This window comes from Polynucleobacter sp. JS-JIR-II-c23, from assembly GCF_035011225.1.
In the GTDB taxonomy this organism is placed as follows: Bacteria; Pseudomonadota; Gammaproteobacteria; order Burkholderiales; family Burkholderiaceae; genus Polynucleobacter.
Genome location: NZ_JAYGQT010000001.1, coordinates 175,545 through 192,128, shown reverse-complemented (window position 1 = coordinate 192,128; position 16,584 = coordinate 175,545). Strand labels below are relative to the sequence as shown.

The window sequence follows — 16,584 nt, the reverse complement described above, 5'->3', positions numbered from 1 at the left end:
TTTTTAAGCCGCTAGAGCTGCAGTAATTGCAGACAACCGAGCAGACTCAAATGCACTGCCAATGCGCTCACCATTAGACCGATCTTCTGCAGCAACGCCAGCAATTATTTCGGCAGTATTGATGGCTTGAGTGGTGCGCATTGCATTGATCAAAGGGGAAACATGCATTCCCAATTTATCCGCAAGATTCAAAAGTGCTTGTGCTCGATCCGGCTTACGCCAAACATCTGCACGGTTGAACCAAGCTAAAACATCTACTGCCTGATAAGAATTCTCGGGATGCTTATTTACCAAGATTCTAAGATCACTAAATATTTCACTGAAATCTCGCACATCAATTGGCATGCGTACACACTCAGCCCATGAACGAATTTCATTTGCGGACAAATTTATTAAGGCAATTGCGCAGCGCTCTTCAATACTATGTCCAGCTAAGGAAAAATACGCGATGAGCTCTTCACGGAACGACTCTTCAGACAGTTGGGTGGTCAATGAAGGCGCCAATATCGTTCTGGCAGCACCGGTATCCAATAAAACCTGAAACAAGCGCATCGGCTTAGAAGCAATTAAGCCCCTGGCTAATTCCTGCCATATACGCTCTGCCGATAAAGCATTTAACTCGCCTGATTGAGTAATGGCCTTAAGAGCGCTGAGCGTTTCAGGAGCAACACTAAATTCAGGAAAGCGTGCAGCAAAGCGAGCAATGCGTAAGAGACGCAATGGATCTTCTGCAAATGCATCTGAAACATGACGAAATACTTTGGCAGCCAAATCTTCTTGACCGTTATAAGGATCAATAATGGGGCCGAATTGCTTTCCATCAGCGCCCACTTCTTGCGCCATTGCATTGATTGTTAAATCACGACGCCCCAAGTCTTGCTCCAGAGTGACAGAAGGGTCGGCATAGAAGTTAAAGCCTTTATAGCCTTTACCAGTCTTGCGCTCAGTGCGCGCCAGTGCATATTCAGCCTGCGTCACTGGATGCAAAAACACTGGGAAATCTTTGCCCACCGGACGAAAGCCCTTAGCAACCATCTCTTCTACGCTGGAACCCACCACAACATAATCAATGTCGTGCACAGGTAAACCCATAAGGGTGTCCCTAATGGCTCCGCCTACTGCGTAGATTTTCATTACTGCATACCCTCTAGGCTGCGACGACTCATTTTGAATACTTCCGGCAACGCATCAACACTATTCACTGGCAAAGTATTGGGCACTTGCATAGATGCAATATTGTCACGAGACATCAATGTAGGACCGGGCAAGAATTCAAATGCCAATGCCTGTAGATAGCCCACAAAAGCAGGCACAGGAATGATGAGGCACGAGGTTTTAGCCTTACGTGCAGCAAACTCAACAATCTCTTTCATGGTGTAGGCCGCTGGGCCAACCAAGTCATAGGACTGACGAATGGTTTGAGGCATCGATAAGGATTTAACAAATGCACTCGCAACATCATCTACGCTCACCGGCTGAAACTGCGCCTCGGAATTCGCTAAAGGCATGGCTGGAAATAACTTAGTCAATTTCGAAAACAAATTAATAAACTGATCTTGGGCACCAAAGATGACTGAAGGCCTAAAGATGGTCCAATTCAAATCGCTGGCCTTCACTGCAGCCTCACCATCACCCTTGCTACGCTGATACATCGATGGGCCATGAGAGTCAGCGCCCAATGCACTCATATGTAAATAACGCCTTAATCCATGCAACTGCATTGCCGTAATAATGTTTTTCGGAAGCTCCACATGGGCAGCCTTAAATACTTTTCCATAAGGTTTGGCAGGCTTATCGTGTAGCGCGCCGACCAAATTGATCACAGCGCCATTCGGCTTAATGCGCCCACAGAGGCTCTGCAGCTCATCAAACTCATGAACATCAGCCTCTTCGACATGTACCTTAGGCAACATGCGCAATTCACGTGCAGCGCCTAAATGGCTCGTTGGGACTAATACGGAGTAACCCGCTAACTGAAGTTGCGCAGCAATCACCCGGCCCACAAATCCATTGCCCCCGATTAGAAGGATGTCATATTTCATAAGAAGCTTTCTTTACCAAGGAATAAATCATTTAAGGAAGCTCGGATTGAGTTGCAGCCTTAGGTGTAATTACACCCAAGCGTTGTTTTAAAGATTGTGGCTGACCATTTATCACCGACGAATAGTAATTCGCATTGGAAAGCACATTCTTCACATAAACACGCGTCTCTGTAAACGGAATAGTTTCAGCAAAAATAGCGCCCTCTGTTGGGCCAGATAATTTTTCCCGCCAAGCCTTTGAGCGTGAAGGGCCTGCGTTATAGGCTGCGGAAGCCAAAACCCATGATCCATCCAGATCGATCAAAACCATATTTAGATAATTACTGCCTAAAGTTAAATTGGTATTCGTATCACTCAATTTGTCATTGGTGTAATTCGCCATTCCGATCTTTTTTGCAACGTACTTTGCAGTATTCGGCATCACCTGCATTAATCCAGAAGCCCCCACAGAAGAGGCTGCGTTCATAATGAAGCGTGACTCTTGACGAATTAAGCCGTAAGCCCAAGCAAGATTGAGGTCTATTTGACGCGCAATAGGAGATAGCTCTTCTTTGTACGGAGTTGGGTAGCGCAAGCTAAAGTCATGCTCTTGCTTGGTACGATCAGCAGTGTTAACGACACGGTCATATAAATTGATTCGTTTTGCATATTCGGCAGCTGCTAACAACTGCTTGTCGGTCATATTGCGTAATTCCCAATTCCACTCACGATTACCTTCGAAGCGAAGATTCATGGAATACAAGCGCTCACCACGAATAAAGCCCTTGCGGCTGGCCATTGCATCTATCTCCTGCTCAGTCACCTTCGTTTTAGCAGGCGCATTATTAGATTTGCCTAATTCTTCGCGCGCAAGCTGGCCATAAAAGTTGTATTGATCAGCAATCATTTCAAAACTGTCTTTGGCCTTTGTGTCCTGCCCTTCAGCTTTGAGCGCACGACCATACCAATAGGTCCATGCAGGATCTTTAGCCCGCACCGCTGGGTTCATGCCATCAATCGCATTTTTAACTAGAGTCCAATCTTTAGCGCGCAAGCCTGCGCGCACCTTCCATTCTTGTGACTCGACTGAAAGAAGCTCGTTATAGCCTAGCTCTTGTTGCAAGCGGAAGGCATCATCTGCATTAGGGTCTAATTTTTTGGCCAAAAATTGCCCGATCACACCCCAAGCAACAGCTTGGTTTTCTTTGCTATAGCGTGAAGCGTTTTGAGAAAAGTCGCGATAGGCCTTTGCTGGATCAGCCTTTGCAGCCTTAACAATATCTGTGATCGGATCTTCACCGCCAAGGCGACGCGCCATCGTGTCATAGCCCCTCTCACTAGCCGCACGCCCAATAGCTTTAGCCTCACTCGGGGACATGCCGCCTGCAGCAACTAAAGATGGAACCAATTCTTGGCAAGCTTGTCCAAAATAACTTGGATCAAGCAACACTGCTCGAGAATCAATCGCTAATTTTGTTGGATTTTCACCTTGAGATAATTTAGACAACAAGGAATAGCATTTCACTTGCGTATCGTCGTCTAATACAAACTTAGCGTACTCCACATCAAAGCGTGCCCAGTCCCTACGCTTACCCAAAACCAATAACCAATCATTGCGCATACGGTCAGCCAATGCTGTGCCTTGATATTGATTTAAGAATGCAACCACTTGAGCATCTGCACCATAGTCATTACGTGCACCGCCAGCACTATCAAATAATTGCGGCTTGATCCGGAAATAAGCTACGTAGTCATCAAATGGATAATTAACCAGATTGGATGAAAGTTGCTGAGTACGAAATACATCATTCTTTTTTGCAGCTTCGCGCAAATCAATGAACATCCGATCGGTATCGGTAATTTCAGCTGGGGCAGCCTTGCTTTCATACGACTTAGGTAGGCTTGGCTTCTTCAGCTTTTCAGCATAGGAATTGGACGCGCCTAGCGCTAGACCCAAAACCAGAATTTTGGCCCACTGAAGGTATTTGCTGTTTACTGTTACAAACTTCATTCTTACGATCCAACCCTATCTCTATTTGCAAGGCTGGGGGCCCTGCAGTACTTGATTACTATATCCTTTAATTTTCGCCTGATAATGGTCGGTATGCACGGTAATTCACTAAAAACTCTTCGCCAAGATTTATTAAAACAACGCAAAGAATTTACTTCTGGGAATAGCTACGCTTCCGCAAAAGCGGGCCTGATTGCAGGTCTTAATCATTTTTTAGTCAATGAGGGCAAATCCGTTCGCTCAATAGCGCTTTATTGGCCTATTCAGGATGAAATTGATTTACGGCCCACTTTATTAAGCTGGATGAAGAATGCCGCTGAGCGTCGCTTAGCGCTGCCCTATGCGCGACCTGATAAACACCTTGATTTTTTTGAGTGGCAAGAAGGGGATGCATTAATTCCAAGCGCGCACGGCGTTCCTGAGCCCAGCCCAGAAAACACTGCCAGGCCACAACTCATTCCTGACTGTATCCTGATTCCCTGCGTTGGCTGGTCTAGCTCTGTTGTGAGCGGTAAAGCACACTACTGGCGACTAGGCTATGGCGGCGGGTATTTTGATCGAACCCTAGCGCAGTTGCGAAAAGACAATCCAAACCTCATTTGCATGGGGGTTGGATTTGATTGGCAAAAATTAGATGATTCTCAATGGGCTGCTCAAACACATGACGAGCCCCTGGATATGCTGTTGACGGAGTCTGGCTTACTTATTTGATTTACTTCGTTAAATCCAAATTGTCTGCAATCGCTAAAACTGCATCTGCCTGATTTAGCGAGTAGAAATGGATTCCAGGTGCGCCAGCAGTTAACAACTGATCACACAAGTCAGTCACCACTTCTTCACCAAATGCACGAATAGAAGCGATGTCATCACCGTAGGATTGAAGACGTAAACGAATCCAACGCGGTATCTCGGCACCACAGGCGTCAGAGAAGCGGAGCAATTGGCTGCTATTGGTAATCGGCATAATGCCGGCAATTATTGGCTGTGTAACGCCTAATTCATAAGCCTCGTCTACGAAGCGGAAGTAAGCATCGCTGTTGTAAAAATATTGAGTAACAGCTGAATTTGCGCCCGCCTTCATTTTTTGCACAAAGAAATCGATATCACTAGCAGGCGACTTTGCCTGTGGATGCGTTTCTGGATAAGCGGCTACATCGATATGAAACCAATCGCCTGTTTCTGCACGAATAAATTCTACCAATTCATTGGCATGATGAAACTCGCCATACTGGCCCATGCCAGAAGGCAAGTCGCCGCGCAAAGCCACAATGCGCTTCACGCCTAAGGCTTGATATTGCTTGAGCATCTCGCGCACGCTCTCACGTGAGCTACCTACACAAGATAAGTGGGGGGCAACAGCTGCACCAGCAGCATGAATGTCGCTCACCACTTTTAATGTGCCAGACTGAGTAGAACCGCCAGCACCAAAGGTCACGGAATAAAAAGCGGGCTTGAGCGTTTCAGAAAAACGCTCACGTACCAGATGCAACTTACTCTCACCTTCAGGTGTTTTTGGAGGAAAGAATTCGACGCTTAATTCCATGATTTTGGGCCTAGGTATCTATTGAACAGTGATTGGATTAATAACGATAGTGGTCAGCCTTGTAAGGGCCTTGCTTCGTTACACCAATATAGGAAGCTTGCTGATCTGACAACACAGTTAACTCTGCATTCAGAGTCTTGAGCTGTAAGCGAGCAACCTTCTCATCCAAATGCTTAGGCAATGTGTAAACACCGACTGGATATTTATCAGTTCCTACTGCATTCCACAATTCAATCTGGGCAATCACTTGGTTTGCAAATGAAGAGCTCATGACGTATGAAGGATGTCCTGTACCGCAACCCAGGTTAACCAAACGACCCTTAGCTAAGATAATGATGCGCTTTTCAGGCTTGCCATTGGCGGCCGGGAAAATCACATGATCAACTTGTGGCTTGATCTCTTCCCACTTGTATTTCTCAATACCAGCAACATCGATCTCGTTATCAAAGTGACCAATGTTACAAACGATGGCTTGATTCTTCATCTTCGCCATGTGGTCATGTGTAATCACATGGTAGTTACCAGTTGCAGAAACAAAGATGTCGGCTTTATCAGCAGCGTAATCCATGGTCACAACGCGGTAGCCTTCCATCGCAGCTTGTAGTGCGCAGATTGGATCAACCTCAGTTACCCAAACTTGAGCGGACAAAGCGCGCAATGCTTGAGCTGAACCTTTACCCACATCGCCGTAACCACAAACGACTGCAACCTTACCAGCAACCATCACGTCAGTGGCACGCTTGATCGCATCTACTAAAGACTCACGGCAACCATAGAGGTTGTCGAATTTGCTCTTAGTAACAGAGTCATTTACGTTAATAGCTGGGAACTTCAACTCGCCCTTGGCGAACATTTGATACAGGCGATGTACACCGGTAGTCGTTTCTTCTGTAACGCCTTTAACTTTTTCTAAGCGTGTTGAATACCAAGTTGGATCTTGTGCCAATTTTTTCTTGATAGCAGCAAACAAAATAGTTTCTTCTTCGCTGGTTGGATTATTCAAGCAAGCTTGATCTTTCTCAGCGCGTGCTCCAAGGTGCAACAACAAAGTAGCATCGCCACCGTCGTCCAAAATCATATTGGTGTAACCGCCGTCAGCCCACTCAAAAATGCGGTGAGTAAAGTCCCAGTACTGCTCAAGGGTTTCGCCTTTAATAGCAAATACTGGCGTGCCGTTAGCAGCAATGGCTGCAGCAGCATGGTCTTGTGTAGAGAAAATATTGCAAGATGCCCATTGAACTTCAGCACCGAGTGCCTCTAGCGTCTCGATCAATACTGCAGTTTGAATGGTCATGTGCAATGAACCAGTAATGCGTGCGCCACGCAATGGCTGTTGTGCAGCAAATTCATCACGAATGGCGATTAAGCCTGGCATCTCGGTTTCAGCAATGGCGATTTCTTTGCGGCCGAAGTCAGCCAAAGAGATATCAGCGATTGCGCAACGAGTTGCAACAAAGTTATTTAAATCAGAAACGGTATTCATTAATGCTCCAGCTAAATACGATCCAATGCTGGAGTAGAAACTCGCTAGCCATTGAATCATGGGTTAGCGAGCGCGGTTGCAATTAGCAAACTCCGGGGGTTACCTTAGAGCCCACTCCCTTCAAGCCTGGGGAAGTGCTGGGTCTCAGCATTCCTTGCAACGCTCCTTGAAGGTATGCCGTAATTGTAAACAATTACGGCATATTTCGCCTCAATACATCTACAAACTGCGTATTTCCTGCTTACAGACCTGCTGCAGCACGTAATGCTGCCGCTTTATCTGTTTGCTCCCAAGTAAATTCTGGCTCTTCACGACCAAAGTGGCCATAAGCAGCTGTCTTCTTGTAAATTGGGCGCAAGAGATTCAACATCTTCACGATACCCTTTGGACGCAAGTCAAAGTGCTCAGAAACCAATTGAGCAATCTTCTCGTCCGAAATCTTGCCAGTACCAAAAGTGCTCACCATGACTGAGGTTGGTTTAGCAACACCAATCGCATAGGAGATCTGAATCAAGCACTTGCTTGCCAAACCAGCAGCAACCACGTTCTTCGCAACATAACGTCCAGCGTATGCAGCAGAACGGTCAACCTTAGATGGATCTTTACCAGAGAAAGCGCCGCCGCCGTGAGGAGCTGCACCACCGTAGGTGTCCACAATAATTTTGCGACCAGTTAAACCACAATCGCCCTGTGGGCCGCCGATAACAAAACGTCCAGTTGGGTTTACCAAGAAATTAATAGCGCCTTTGATCAAATGCTTAGGCAATACTGGTTTGATGATTTCTTCGATGACTGCTTCACGTAATTTTTCGAGAGAAATTTCTTCATCGTGTTGAGTAGACAACACAACAGTATCAATAGAATCAGGCTTGCCATCCACATAACGCAATGTCACTTGTGACTTCGCATCAGGACGCAACCAGTTCAAACGACCATCGCGACGCAACTGTGATTGACGCTCAACCAAGCGATGTGACAAGTGAATTGGCAAAGGCATGAGCTCTGCAGTTTCATCACAAGCGTAACCAAACATGAGGCCTTGGTCGCCAGCACCTTGATCTAAGCCGTCATCATGGGCTTTATCAACACCTTGAGCGATATCAGGACTTTGCTTGTCGTAAGCAACCAATACTGCACAACCTTTGTAGTCGATACCGTAGTCAGTGTTGTCGTAACCAATTTCACGCAAGGTATTACGCGCAACTTGGATGTAGTCAACGTTGGCGTTAGTAGTAATTTCACCAGCCAAAACAACTAAGCCGGTGTTGCACAAAGTTTCTGCAGCAACGCGTGCTGTTGGATCTTGAGCCAAGATGGCGTCGAGAATCGAATCAGAGATTTGGTCTGCTACTTTATCGGGGTGACCTTCAGAAACGGATTCTGAGGTAAAGAAGTAATCATTTGCCATTGCATATTCCTTTAATAATTAACACGATCATTGGGACAACTCGACGTGCCAGGAACTACAACGGCGACGCTTTAGCAGAATTTATGAATCGCCCTGCAAGTTGCCTTAACTCAGCGATGGGTGGATTCTATCCGAAAAATGCCTAATTCAGCAAGGCATGCTGAAATCCACACACTCAGAGCGGCATTGAATATCATTAGGGGGTGCGAAAACTCCTTCTTAAGCTCTGCCTTAATACGATTGCCGTCCTTCCCCTTGCGCTTGTACAGGCGATTGGAGCCTTTTTAGGCATGCTTGCCTACGTAGGGTCCAAGCAATACCGCTCACTCTTTAGGCCCCAATACAAAGCGGTAGTTGACGCACGGAGCCTGCCATTCAAGCTTTGGGATGCAGTAAGAGCCTCTGGAATGCTGTTTTCAGACAGCTTATGGATTTGGCGCAACCCTGCAAGAGCACTGAAATTAGTTGAAGTGCAAAACTGGGATGTAGTTGCAGCAGCGATTGGCGAAGGGCACGGCTTAGTGATGCTGACCCCTCACCTCGGTGGTTTTGAGATCATTCCACGCGTTCTCGCACAGCATTTTCCAGCAACCATTCTCTACAGACCATCACGCCAAGAATGGCTCAATGAAGTGGTAGAAGAAGGCCGCGCCTATCCAAATATGCATTTCGTGCCGACCAACCTCAATGGCGTGCGCCAAATGACTAGAGCACTCACTCGAGGTGAGGCGATTGGCATTCTTCCAGATCAAGTGCCCAGTGGTGGCGAAGGCGTTTGGGTTCCATTCTTTGGGCGTCCTGCATACACAACGCCATTACCAGCGCGCCTTGCCAATCGGAATAACACGCCAGTAGTCATGTTTACCGCTAAGCGCAAAGGTATTGGCCAAGGATGGCTCATGCAGGCTACTCGTCTTGCGCCTTTATCTGAAGATGCCAATCTTGCCGCCGCAGAACTCAACGTTGCAATTGAAAATGCAGTGCTGGTCGCACCAGAACAATTTATTTGGTCATACAACCGCTATAAGCATCCTGCCGGTGCAGAATTGCCCCCAAGCAATTAAATAAATTCGTTATCATTTTTGAAATGACCTGGTTACAAAACCTCTTCAATTTCTTGGCGCTCAGTCTTTTGCGTCTCTTTGCCTTCCTGCCTTATACGATTACCGTCCACGTGGGCTATGGTCTGGGCTGGCTTGCCGCCCATATTCCAAACAGCCGGACCCATGTAGTAAAGACTAATTTACGTTTGTGTTTTCCCAGCCTCAGCGAAAAAGAACTTGATGACCTGGCGATTGAGCATTGGAAATTATTTGGCCGCAGCGTATTAGAGAGAAGTCGCATCTGGCTTGGCAGTGGCAAACAAATTACCGACATCGTCACCATCAAATCAGCGATTACCTTGGGAGATCGCAAGCCGCGCCTACTGATTAATCCACACTTTGTTGGGCTTGAAGGCGGCTTTATGGCACTGTCAGTATTAGCTAATGAATATGACTGGCCCCGTGGCGCAGGGCTTTATCAAAATATGAAGAATCCTTTCTTCAATCAAAAAATGATTGAGTGGAGGAATCGTTTTGGCGGCAAGTCCATCGAAAGACAAAGCCGCCTGCGAGATCTCATAAGAGAAATTCAAACCGGTAACTTTATTTTCATTGCCCCCGATATTGACTTGGGCCCACGTGACTCCGTCTTTGTACCCTTCTTTGGTATCCAGACCAACACCATTACCTCAGTCTCGCGCCTGGCAAGACTCAGTGGCGCTGAAGTATGTTTAATGACAACTACCTTAAACAAAGACCGCAAGGGCTATACCTGCCATATTAGCGAGCCATTGCCAAACTTTCCTAGTGATGATGTTGAAAAAGATACTGCTCGCCTAAATCAATATATCGAGGAACTTGTTCGAGAAAGACCAGCAGAGTACTATTGGGTTCATAAGCGTTTTAAACACAGGCCTGAAGGCGAACCCAGTCTTTACGATTAAACGGAAATATTTTGAGTACCAATACCAACAATCCAGTACGCAAGCTACGCTTCACCAAAATGCATGGTGCTGGCAATGACTTCATTGTGCTCAACGGTATCGACCAAGACTTGAGTGACATTACCAAAGATCAATGGCAAGCCTTAGCCCATCGTCAATTTGGCATTGGTGCCGATCAAATTCTCCTAGTTGAAAAAGCCACACGCCCTGATGCTGATTTTAGATACCGCATTTTTAATTCAGATGGCGGTGAAGTTGAGCAATGCGGTAATGGGTCGCGCTGCTTTGTGCGCTTTGTATTAGATCAGGGCCTATCCAATAAGAACCCTTTGCGCGTGGAAGTGGCGCACACTGTTCTGACCCTCAAGTCCCATCCGGATGGCCAGGTGGAGGTGGATATGGGTGCACCAATTTTTGAACATAGCCATATTCCATTTAATGCGAATGGCTTAGCAAGCGTTCAAGAGTTTCAAGAGGCTCTCTATGCGCTCCCTTTGAATTACCCCGCGACTCACGATAGTTTGGTTGGCGTCCTGTCTATGGGCAATCCACATGCCGTGCAAGTAGTTGGTGATGTTGATAGCGCACCCGTATTAGAAGAAGGACCGGAAATTGAAAAGTTTGCCGCGTTTCCGAAAAAAGTAAACGTGGGTTACATGCAAGCAATCAATCGCAATGAAATCAAATTGCGTGTCTTTGAACGCGGTGCTGGAGAAACGCTAGCCTGTGGTACTGGTGCTTGCGCAGCAGTGGTTTCAGGGATTCGCAGAGGCTTGCTAGACTCGCCTGTAAAAGTGCATACCCGCGGTGGAGATTTGCAGATTGCTTGGGGTGGAACTATTAATAACGTTGCTCAGCCAGTTATCATGACCGGCCCAGCAGTTACTGTCTTTGAAGGCGAAACAACAATCTAAAAGCGACTGCCCTTAGATTCCATATTTATCGCGGTAGGCTTTAACAGCGGGCAAGTAATGAGTGAGCTGAGCATCACTAGAAGTAGTTAGGAAAGACATTAAGCCGGCTAAGTTAGCAATCGTAACAACTGGCAAACCAAACTCTTGCTCTACGGCTTGCACTGCAGACTTATCCCCAATCTCAACAGCATTGCCTGAACGCTCCATTCGATCTAAAGCAATTAACACTGCCGCTGGCTCTGCACCAGCTTTACGAATGAGATCTACCGACTCCCTAACTGAGGTGCCAGCAGAAATCACATCATCAATGATGACAACCCTGCCTTTTACTGGTGCACCAACCAGCATGCCACCCTCACCATGATCCTTAGCTTCCTTGCGGTTGTAAGCATATGGAACGTTAATGCCATCATCTGCCAGCGCAATGGCTGTTGCCGCTGCAAGTGTGATTCCCTTATATGCAGGTCCATAAAGCATATCGAACTGAATGCCCGATTCTTGCAAGGCTTTGGCGTAATAACGACCCAAAGCGCTTAGACGAGCTCCATCATTAAATTCACCAGCATTAAAGAAATAAGGTGAGAGTCTTCCCGCTTTGGTTTTAAACTCCCCGAAGGACAAAACCTTTGCCTCCAAGGCAAAACGAATAAAGTTATCTTGATTTGAATTATTTGAGCTCATAGGCCTACATGTTACGCATCATTTCCGCGAACCTCAACGGTATCCGTTCCGCAGTCAAAAAAGGCTTTCTGCCATGGGCTGTGAAGCAAAAAGCTGACTTCATTTGTATGCAGGAGCTCAAGGCTCAGCGCGATGATCTAGAGGATGCCATTCTCAATCCAGACGGCATGCATGGCTTTTTCCATCATGCCGAGAAAAAGGGTTACAGCGGTTGCGGCATTTATACGCCCCACAAACCAGACGAAGTCTTATACGGCTATGGCAATGAAGAGTTTGATGCTGAGGGGCGCTATGTCGAGGTGCGCTTTAAAGGGCTTTCTGTTATTTCTGTCTACATGCCCTCCGGCTCGAGCTCTCCTGAGCGCCAAGAGGCTAAATACCGCTATCTCGATAGCTTTCTGCCGCATCTCGTTTCTCTCAAAAATTCTGGGCGTGAAATCGTCCTATGCGGCGACGTCAACATTGCCCATCAAGAAATTGACCTAAAGAACTGGAAAGGGAATCTTAAAAATTCAGGCTTCTTACCGGAAGAGCGCGCGTGGCTTACCAACCTCTTTAGCAAAATAGGTTACGTCGATGTCTATCGACACCTTGAACCAGAGGCAACAGAAACTTGTTACACCTGGTGGAGCAATCGCGGCCAAGCTTACGCAAAGAATGTTGGCTGGCGTATTGACTATCACATCACCACTCCCGGCATTGCCGCTACAGCTAAGAAAACTGCTGTGTACAAAGAAGAGAAATTTTCAGATCACGCGCCACTTACAGTGGATTACGACTGGAAGATTTAATCAGTAGCGAGGGGAGCTTACCCCCCCCTACTCACCTTCTTTTTTGATCTGAACAATGTTGAAATGCATCGTTGCCCAAATGAGAAGTAGGACTGGGGCGCCAATGATGGCAGTTCCGTAGAAGAATGCTGGATATCCGAAGTTGTCGACAAACACCCCCGAGAAGCCCGCCAACCATTTAGGCAAGAGGAGCATCATCGAGCTAAACAAAGCGTACTGGGTAGCTGAGTAACGGATATTGGTCAGCGAGGATAAGAAAGCAATAAAGGCGGCGCTGGCAATACCAGAACTGAGATTATCTGCGGAGATCACCCAAATCAAACCATGCAGGTCATGACCTTGTGTAGCTAGCCAAGCAAATAGCAAGTTACTGACAGCCGAAAGAATGGCACCTACAAACAGAATTCGCAACACGCCAAAACGAAGTGTGAGTACCCCACCGACAAAGGCGCCAACCAAAGTCATCACAACCCCAAACACTTTGCTTACAGCGGCAACCTCATCCTTGGTGTAGCCCATATCAACATAAAACGGATTAGCCATGATGCCCATCACGACATCACTAATACGGTAGATGGCAATTAATGACAAGATCAAAATAGCATGCCAGCGATAGCGTGTAATAAATTCTGCAAATGGCTCAACCAGGGTTTGATATAGCCAGGCTTTAGCAGTTCGTACTTTAGCCAATTCGTATCTTGCTGGCTCTTTACTTAAAAGAGTAGTGATCACGCCCACCCCGATAGAAGCTGCCATGCAAAGATAGGCAAATTGCCATGCACTGGCGTCATAGCCACTGCCTATTTCAGCCCGAGCAGCAAGCCAAAGCACGCCTGCGCCAGCCCAAATTAGGGCAAGACGATATCCAGTTTGATATGTAGCAGCAAGAGCTGCTTGATGGTCACTATTGGCTGACTCAATACGAAAAGCATCTAATGCGATATCTTGAGTGGCAGATCCAAATGCCACCAATAACGCACACCAAACAATGGAATTGAGCGCCAGCTTGGGATCTAAAGTCGACATACCGACCAGACCCAAAATGATGAGTGCTTGGGCAAAGAGTAACCAGCTGCGGCGGCGTCCAAACAATTTAGTTAAGAGCGGGATTTGTAGGCGATCCACGAGAGGCGCCCAAACCCATTTAAAGGCATAGATCAAACCAACCCAGGTTAAATAACCAATGGTGCTGCGATCAATTCCGGCTTCACGCAACCAAAAGCTGAGTGTTCCCAGAATAAGCAATAGAGGGAGGCCTGCGGAAAAGCCCAGAAATAGCATACGCAAACAAGGCCATTCGAGATAAACCCGAAAGTCTTTTAACCAAGATTGGACTGCAGTTAACACCTTTGAATTTTTATCCTAGGCACGACGAATGCGGAATAAAGCGAGGCTACCAAATAAATTTGGCATCAAGGTAACCTGACGGCCTTCATGCAAGATACATTGATCAAGAACCTTCAGGCCAAGACTTGAGGCCAACTTCTCAAAGTCAGCAACCGTAAGCACGCGCACGTTAGGCGTGTTGTACCACTGGTAAGGCAAGCTCTTAGAAACCGGCATGCGGCCCAGACCAACAGCCAATCGATGAGACCAATGACCGAAGTTTGGAAAAGAGATTACCGACTCTTTGCCGACGCGAACTACCTCACGCAAAATCTTTTCAGTTTGATGAATGGTTTGCAGAGTTTGTGACAGCACAACCGTGTCAAAACTGCTGTCTTCAAAGAGTGCTAAGCCGCCCTCTAAATCTTGCTGAATGACATTTAAGCCCTTTTGTACGCAAGAGAGCACCCGTGAATCATCAATCTCAACGCCATAAGCGTGAACCGGTTTTTGTTTCTGCAAAAACTCTAAGAAACTACCATCGCCACAACCGAGGTCGAGCACTTGAGTGTTTGGTGCAATCCAATTGGCTATGGCAGCAAAGTCGGTACGCTTATTGAAATTACTCATGCCTGAACCTCGCGCATTTGCTTAAAGTAAGCCCTAACGAGATTGTGATAACGCTCATCATCTAGCAGGAAAGCATCATGTCCATGTGGCGCATCAATCTCTGCATATGTCACTTCACTCTTATTGCTCAGCAACGATTGCACAATCTCGCGACTGCGATTAGGCGGGAAGCGCCAGTCAGTTGAAAAGCTGACAACCAAAAACTTAGCTTGTACTTCCGCTAGGGCGCGATTCAGACTGCCATCGTAACGACGCGCAGGATCAAAATAATCTAGTGCACGTGTAATCAGTAAATAGGTATTGGCATCAAAGTAGGTTGAAAACTTATCTCCTTGATGACGCAAATAACTTTCAACCTCAAACTCAACATCAAAGCTAAAACGGTATTCATTGGACTCGCCATTGGGGCGCTGCAATTCTCGTCCAAATTTTTCTGCCATGTCATCGTCAGATAAATACGTGATGTGGCCAACCATGCGGGCTAAACGCAAGCCGCGCTTAGGAACTACGCCATGCTCGTAATAATTGCCCCCATGAAAATCAGGGTCAGACAGAATGGCATTACGTGCTACTTCATTAAAAGCAATGTTTTGTGCGCTCAGCCTTGGGGTGGATGCCACAACAACGCAATGGTCTATCCGCTTGGGAAACTGAATGGCCCAAGCCATAGCCTGCATGCCGCCCAAGCTTCCACCCATTACGGCAGCAAACTTCCGAATACCCAATTTATCCGCCAAGCGGGCCTGAGTATTCACCCAATCTTCAACTGTAACGACTGGAAAATCAGCGCCATATGGCTTGCCATTTGCTGGATTAATGCTCATAGGTCCAGTTGAACCAAAACAAGAGCCTAAATTATTTACGCCTATAACAAAAAAGTGATTGGTGTCTACCGGCTTCCCCGGGCCAATCATGTTGTCCCACCAACCAATATCTTTTGGATCTTCTGGACTTGGGCCAGCTACGTGATGAGATGCATTGAGTGCATGGCAAACAAGAACGGCATTACTTTTATCGGCATTGAGCTTGCCATAAGTTTCAATCACTAAATCATAGCCAGACAAGATGGCGCCACTCTGCAAAGGCAGGGGCTCGGCAAAATGAATAGTATTTCTAGAGAGGTGTAGCTCGCTCATTCTGACAGGAGAAGGCGCAGACTAACATCAGAGGCTTCAGTTGGCAGTTTCTTAAATCCGCTACGGGCAAAGCGATGCCAACGACCCAAAATAAAACTCATCAACATGGCCGCACGGATGCTGACCTCTTCCTGACCCAGCTGCGCCCAATTACCACCTTGGGTTTGGGCAATACGCAGAGCTTGCTTAAGAGATGCCTCGACACGATCGAGCACTTGAGTAATGCGCTCTTGAAGACGATCATCTTCTTGCAATAAAGCATCACCCAATAAAACACGAGTCATGCCAGGATTCTTTTCGGCAAAGAATAAAAGCATTTGCAAGATACCGCGCGCCTGAGCAAGACCAGACTCTTCTTTTTGATTAATTTGATTAATCAGCCCAAAGACGGTTTGCTCAATAAAAGAAATTAGGCCCTCGAACATTTGCGCCTTGCTGGCGAAGTGACGATATAGAGCCGCTTCTGATACTTCAATCTTGGCTGCTAAAGCCGCCGTAGTGACACGCTCACCCTTCGGGTTTTGTAACATCTCAGCAAGCACTTGCAGAATCTGTAAGCGGCGTTCGCCTGGGCGAGGGCGCTTACGAGCTACACCAGCATCAGCGTTGCTGTCGTTGATGTTTGCTGGCTCTAAGGACTCGCGCATGTTTAT

Annotated in this window: 16 protein-coding genes and 1 riboswitch; of the genes, 5 read left to right on the top strand and 11 right to left on the bottom strand. The window is 46.8% G+C overall.

All coding sequences use genetic code 11. The features are described from left to right. Positions 1–3: 3 nt before the first annotated feature. From VC159_RS01100 to VC159_RS01090, 3 genes are read right to left on the bottom strand one after another with little or no spacing between them, the layout of a single operon-like run. The gene (locus tag VC159_RS01100) at positions 4–1,134 is read right to left on the bottom strand and encodes a polynucleotide adenylyltransferase (protein WP_323472422.1); all 1,131 of its coding nucleotides are present in this window, start codon (positions 1,132–1,134) and stop codon (positions 4–6) included. Next, entirely contained in the window at positions 1,134–2,042 is a 909-nt protein-coding gene (locus tag VC159_RS01095) for a complex I NDUFA9 subunit family protein (RefSeq protein WP_323472421.1), read from the bottom strand. Before VC159_RS01095 ends, VC159_RS01100 begins: the two co-directional genes overlap by 1 nt. 31 nt (positions 2,043–2,073) lie before the next feature. Then, on the bottom strand, positions 2,074–4,032 hold the full coding sequence (locus VC159_RS01090; protein WP_323472420.1) for a lytic transglycosylase domain-containing protein: 1,959 nt from the start codon (positions 4,030–4,032) through the stop codon (positions 2,074–2,076). A gap of 93 nt (positions 4,033–4,125) precedes the next feature. Here VC159_RS01090 and VC159_RS01085 point away from each other — a divergent pair, with 93 nt between their 5' ends. Beyond that, the gene (locus VC159_RS01085) at positions 4,126–4,743 is read left to right on the top strand and encodes a 5-formyltetrahydrofolate cyclo-ligase (RefSeq protein WP_323472419.1); all 618 of its coding nucleotides are present in this window, start codon (positions 4,126–4,128) and stop codon (positions 4,741–4,743) included. Between the two features lies 1 nt (position 4,744). Here VC159_RS01085 and metF read toward each other — a convergent pair whose 3' ends face one another. From metF to metK, 3 genes are all read right to left on the bottom strand, one after another. Then, positions 4,745–5,575 carry a methylenetetrahydrofolate reductase [NAD(P)H] gene (gene metF, locus VC159_RS01080; RefSeq protein ID WP_215358746.1) on the bottom strand — a complete coding sequence of 277 codons (831 nt, stop codon included), beginning with the start codon at positions 5,573–5,575 and terminating at the stop codon, positions 4,745–4,747. Between the two features lie 37 nt (positions 5,576–5,612). Next, the gene (gene ahcY / locus VC159_RS01075) at positions 5,613–7,058 is read right to left on the bottom strand and encodes an adenosylhomocysteinase (RefSeq protein ID WP_215360473.1); all 1,446 of its coding nucleotides are present in this window, start codon (positions 7,056–7,058) and stop codon (positions 5,613–5,615) included. Between the two features lie 61 nt (positions 7,059–7,119). Continuing rightward, a riboswitch (S-adenosyl-L-homocysteine riboswitch) is annotated at positions 7,120–7,232 on the bottom strand. Between the two features lie 67 nt (positions 7,233–7,299). Continuing rightward, positions 7,300–8,466, bottom strand: a complete 1,167-nt coding sequence (gene metK / locus VC159_RS01070; RefSeq protein WP_072582616.1) for a methionine adenosyltransferase — start codon at positions 8,464–8,466, stop codon at positions 7,300–7,302. 203 nt (positions 8,467–8,669) lie between these two features. Here metK and VC159_RS01065 point away from each other — a divergent pair, with 203 nt between their 5' ends. The 3 genes from VC159_RS01065 to dapF are packed head-to-tail and all read left to right on the top strand — an operon-like array spanning position 8,670 to position 11,367. Then, on the top strand, positions 8,670–9,530 hold the full coding sequence (locus VC159_RS01065) for a lysophospholipid acyltransferase family protein (RefSeq protein ID WP_215358747.1): 861 nt from the start codon (positions 8,670–8,672) through the stop codon (positions 9,528–9,530). 23 nt (positions 9,531–9,553) lie between these two features. Further along, positions 9,554–10,453 (top strand): lipid A biosynthesis acyltransferase, encoded by a 900-nt coding sequence (locus tag VC159_RS01060; protein ID WP_215358748.1) that lies wholly within the window; start codon positions 9,554–9,556, stop codon positions 10,451–10,453. Positions 10,454–10,512: 59 nt separating this feature from the next. Continuing rightward, the gene (gene dapF / locus VC159_RS01055; protein WP_215360475.1) at positions 10,513–11,367 is read left to right on the top strand and encodes a diaminopimelate epimerase; all 855 of its coding nucleotides are present in this window, start codon (positions 10,513–10,515) and stop codon (positions 11,365–11,367) included. A 12-nt stretch (positions 11,368–11,379) separates the two neighbouring features. Here the strand turns inward: dapF and pyrE are convergent, their stop codons facing one another. Then, positions 11,380–12,048, bottom strand: a complete 669-nt coding sequence (gene pyrE, locus VC159_RS01050) for an orotate phosphoribosyltransferase (protein ID WP_215358749.1) — start codon at positions 12,046–12,048, stop codon at positions 11,380–11,382. Between the two features lie 8 nt (positions 12,049–12,056). On the opposite strand from pyrE, the gene VC159_RS01045 reads away from it, so the two are divergent. Further along, positions 12,057–12,839, top strand: coding sequence for an exodeoxyribonuclease III (locus VC159_RS01045; RefSeq protein ID WP_215358750.1), 783 nt, complete (start codon positions 12,057–12,059; stop codon positions 12,837–12,839). Positions 12,840–12,866: 27 nt separating this feature from the next. Here VC159_RS01045 and VC159_RS01040 read toward each other — a convergent pair whose 3' ends face one another. From VC159_RS01040 to slmA, 4 genes are read right to left on the bottom strand one after another with little or no spacing between them, the layout of a single operon-like run. Next, the gene (locus tag VC159_RS01040; protein ID WP_251367732.1) at positions 12,867–14,186 is read right to left on the bottom strand and encodes an AmpG family muropeptide MFS transporter; all 1,320 of its coding nucleotides are present in this window, start codon (positions 14,184–14,186) and stop codon (positions 12,867–12,869) included. 15 nt (positions 14,187–14,201) lie between these two features. Next, positions 14,202–14,795: a methionine biosynthesis protein MetW gene (gene metW, locus VC159_RS01035; protein ID WP_215358751.1), complete on the bottom strand. Its 594-nt coding sequence runs from the start codon at positions 14,793–14,795 to the stop codon at positions 14,202–14,204. Continuing rightward, positions 14,792–15,931, bottom strand: coding sequence for a homoserine O-succinyltransferase MetX (gene metX / locus VC159_RS01030; RefSeq protein WP_215358752.1), 1,140 nt, complete (start codon positions 15,929–15,931; stop codon positions 14,792–14,794). Before metX ends, metW begins: the two co-directional genes overlap by 4 nt. Then, the gene (gene slmA / locus VC159_RS01025; RefSeq protein ID WP_323472418.1) at positions 15,928–16,578 is read right to left on the bottom strand and encodes a nucleoid occlusion factor SlmA; all 651 of its coding nucleotides are present in this window, start codon (positions 16,576–16,578) and stop codon (positions 15,928–15,930) included. Before slmA ends, metX begins: the two co-directional genes overlap by 4 nt. Positions 16,579–16,584: the final 6 nt, after the last annotated feature.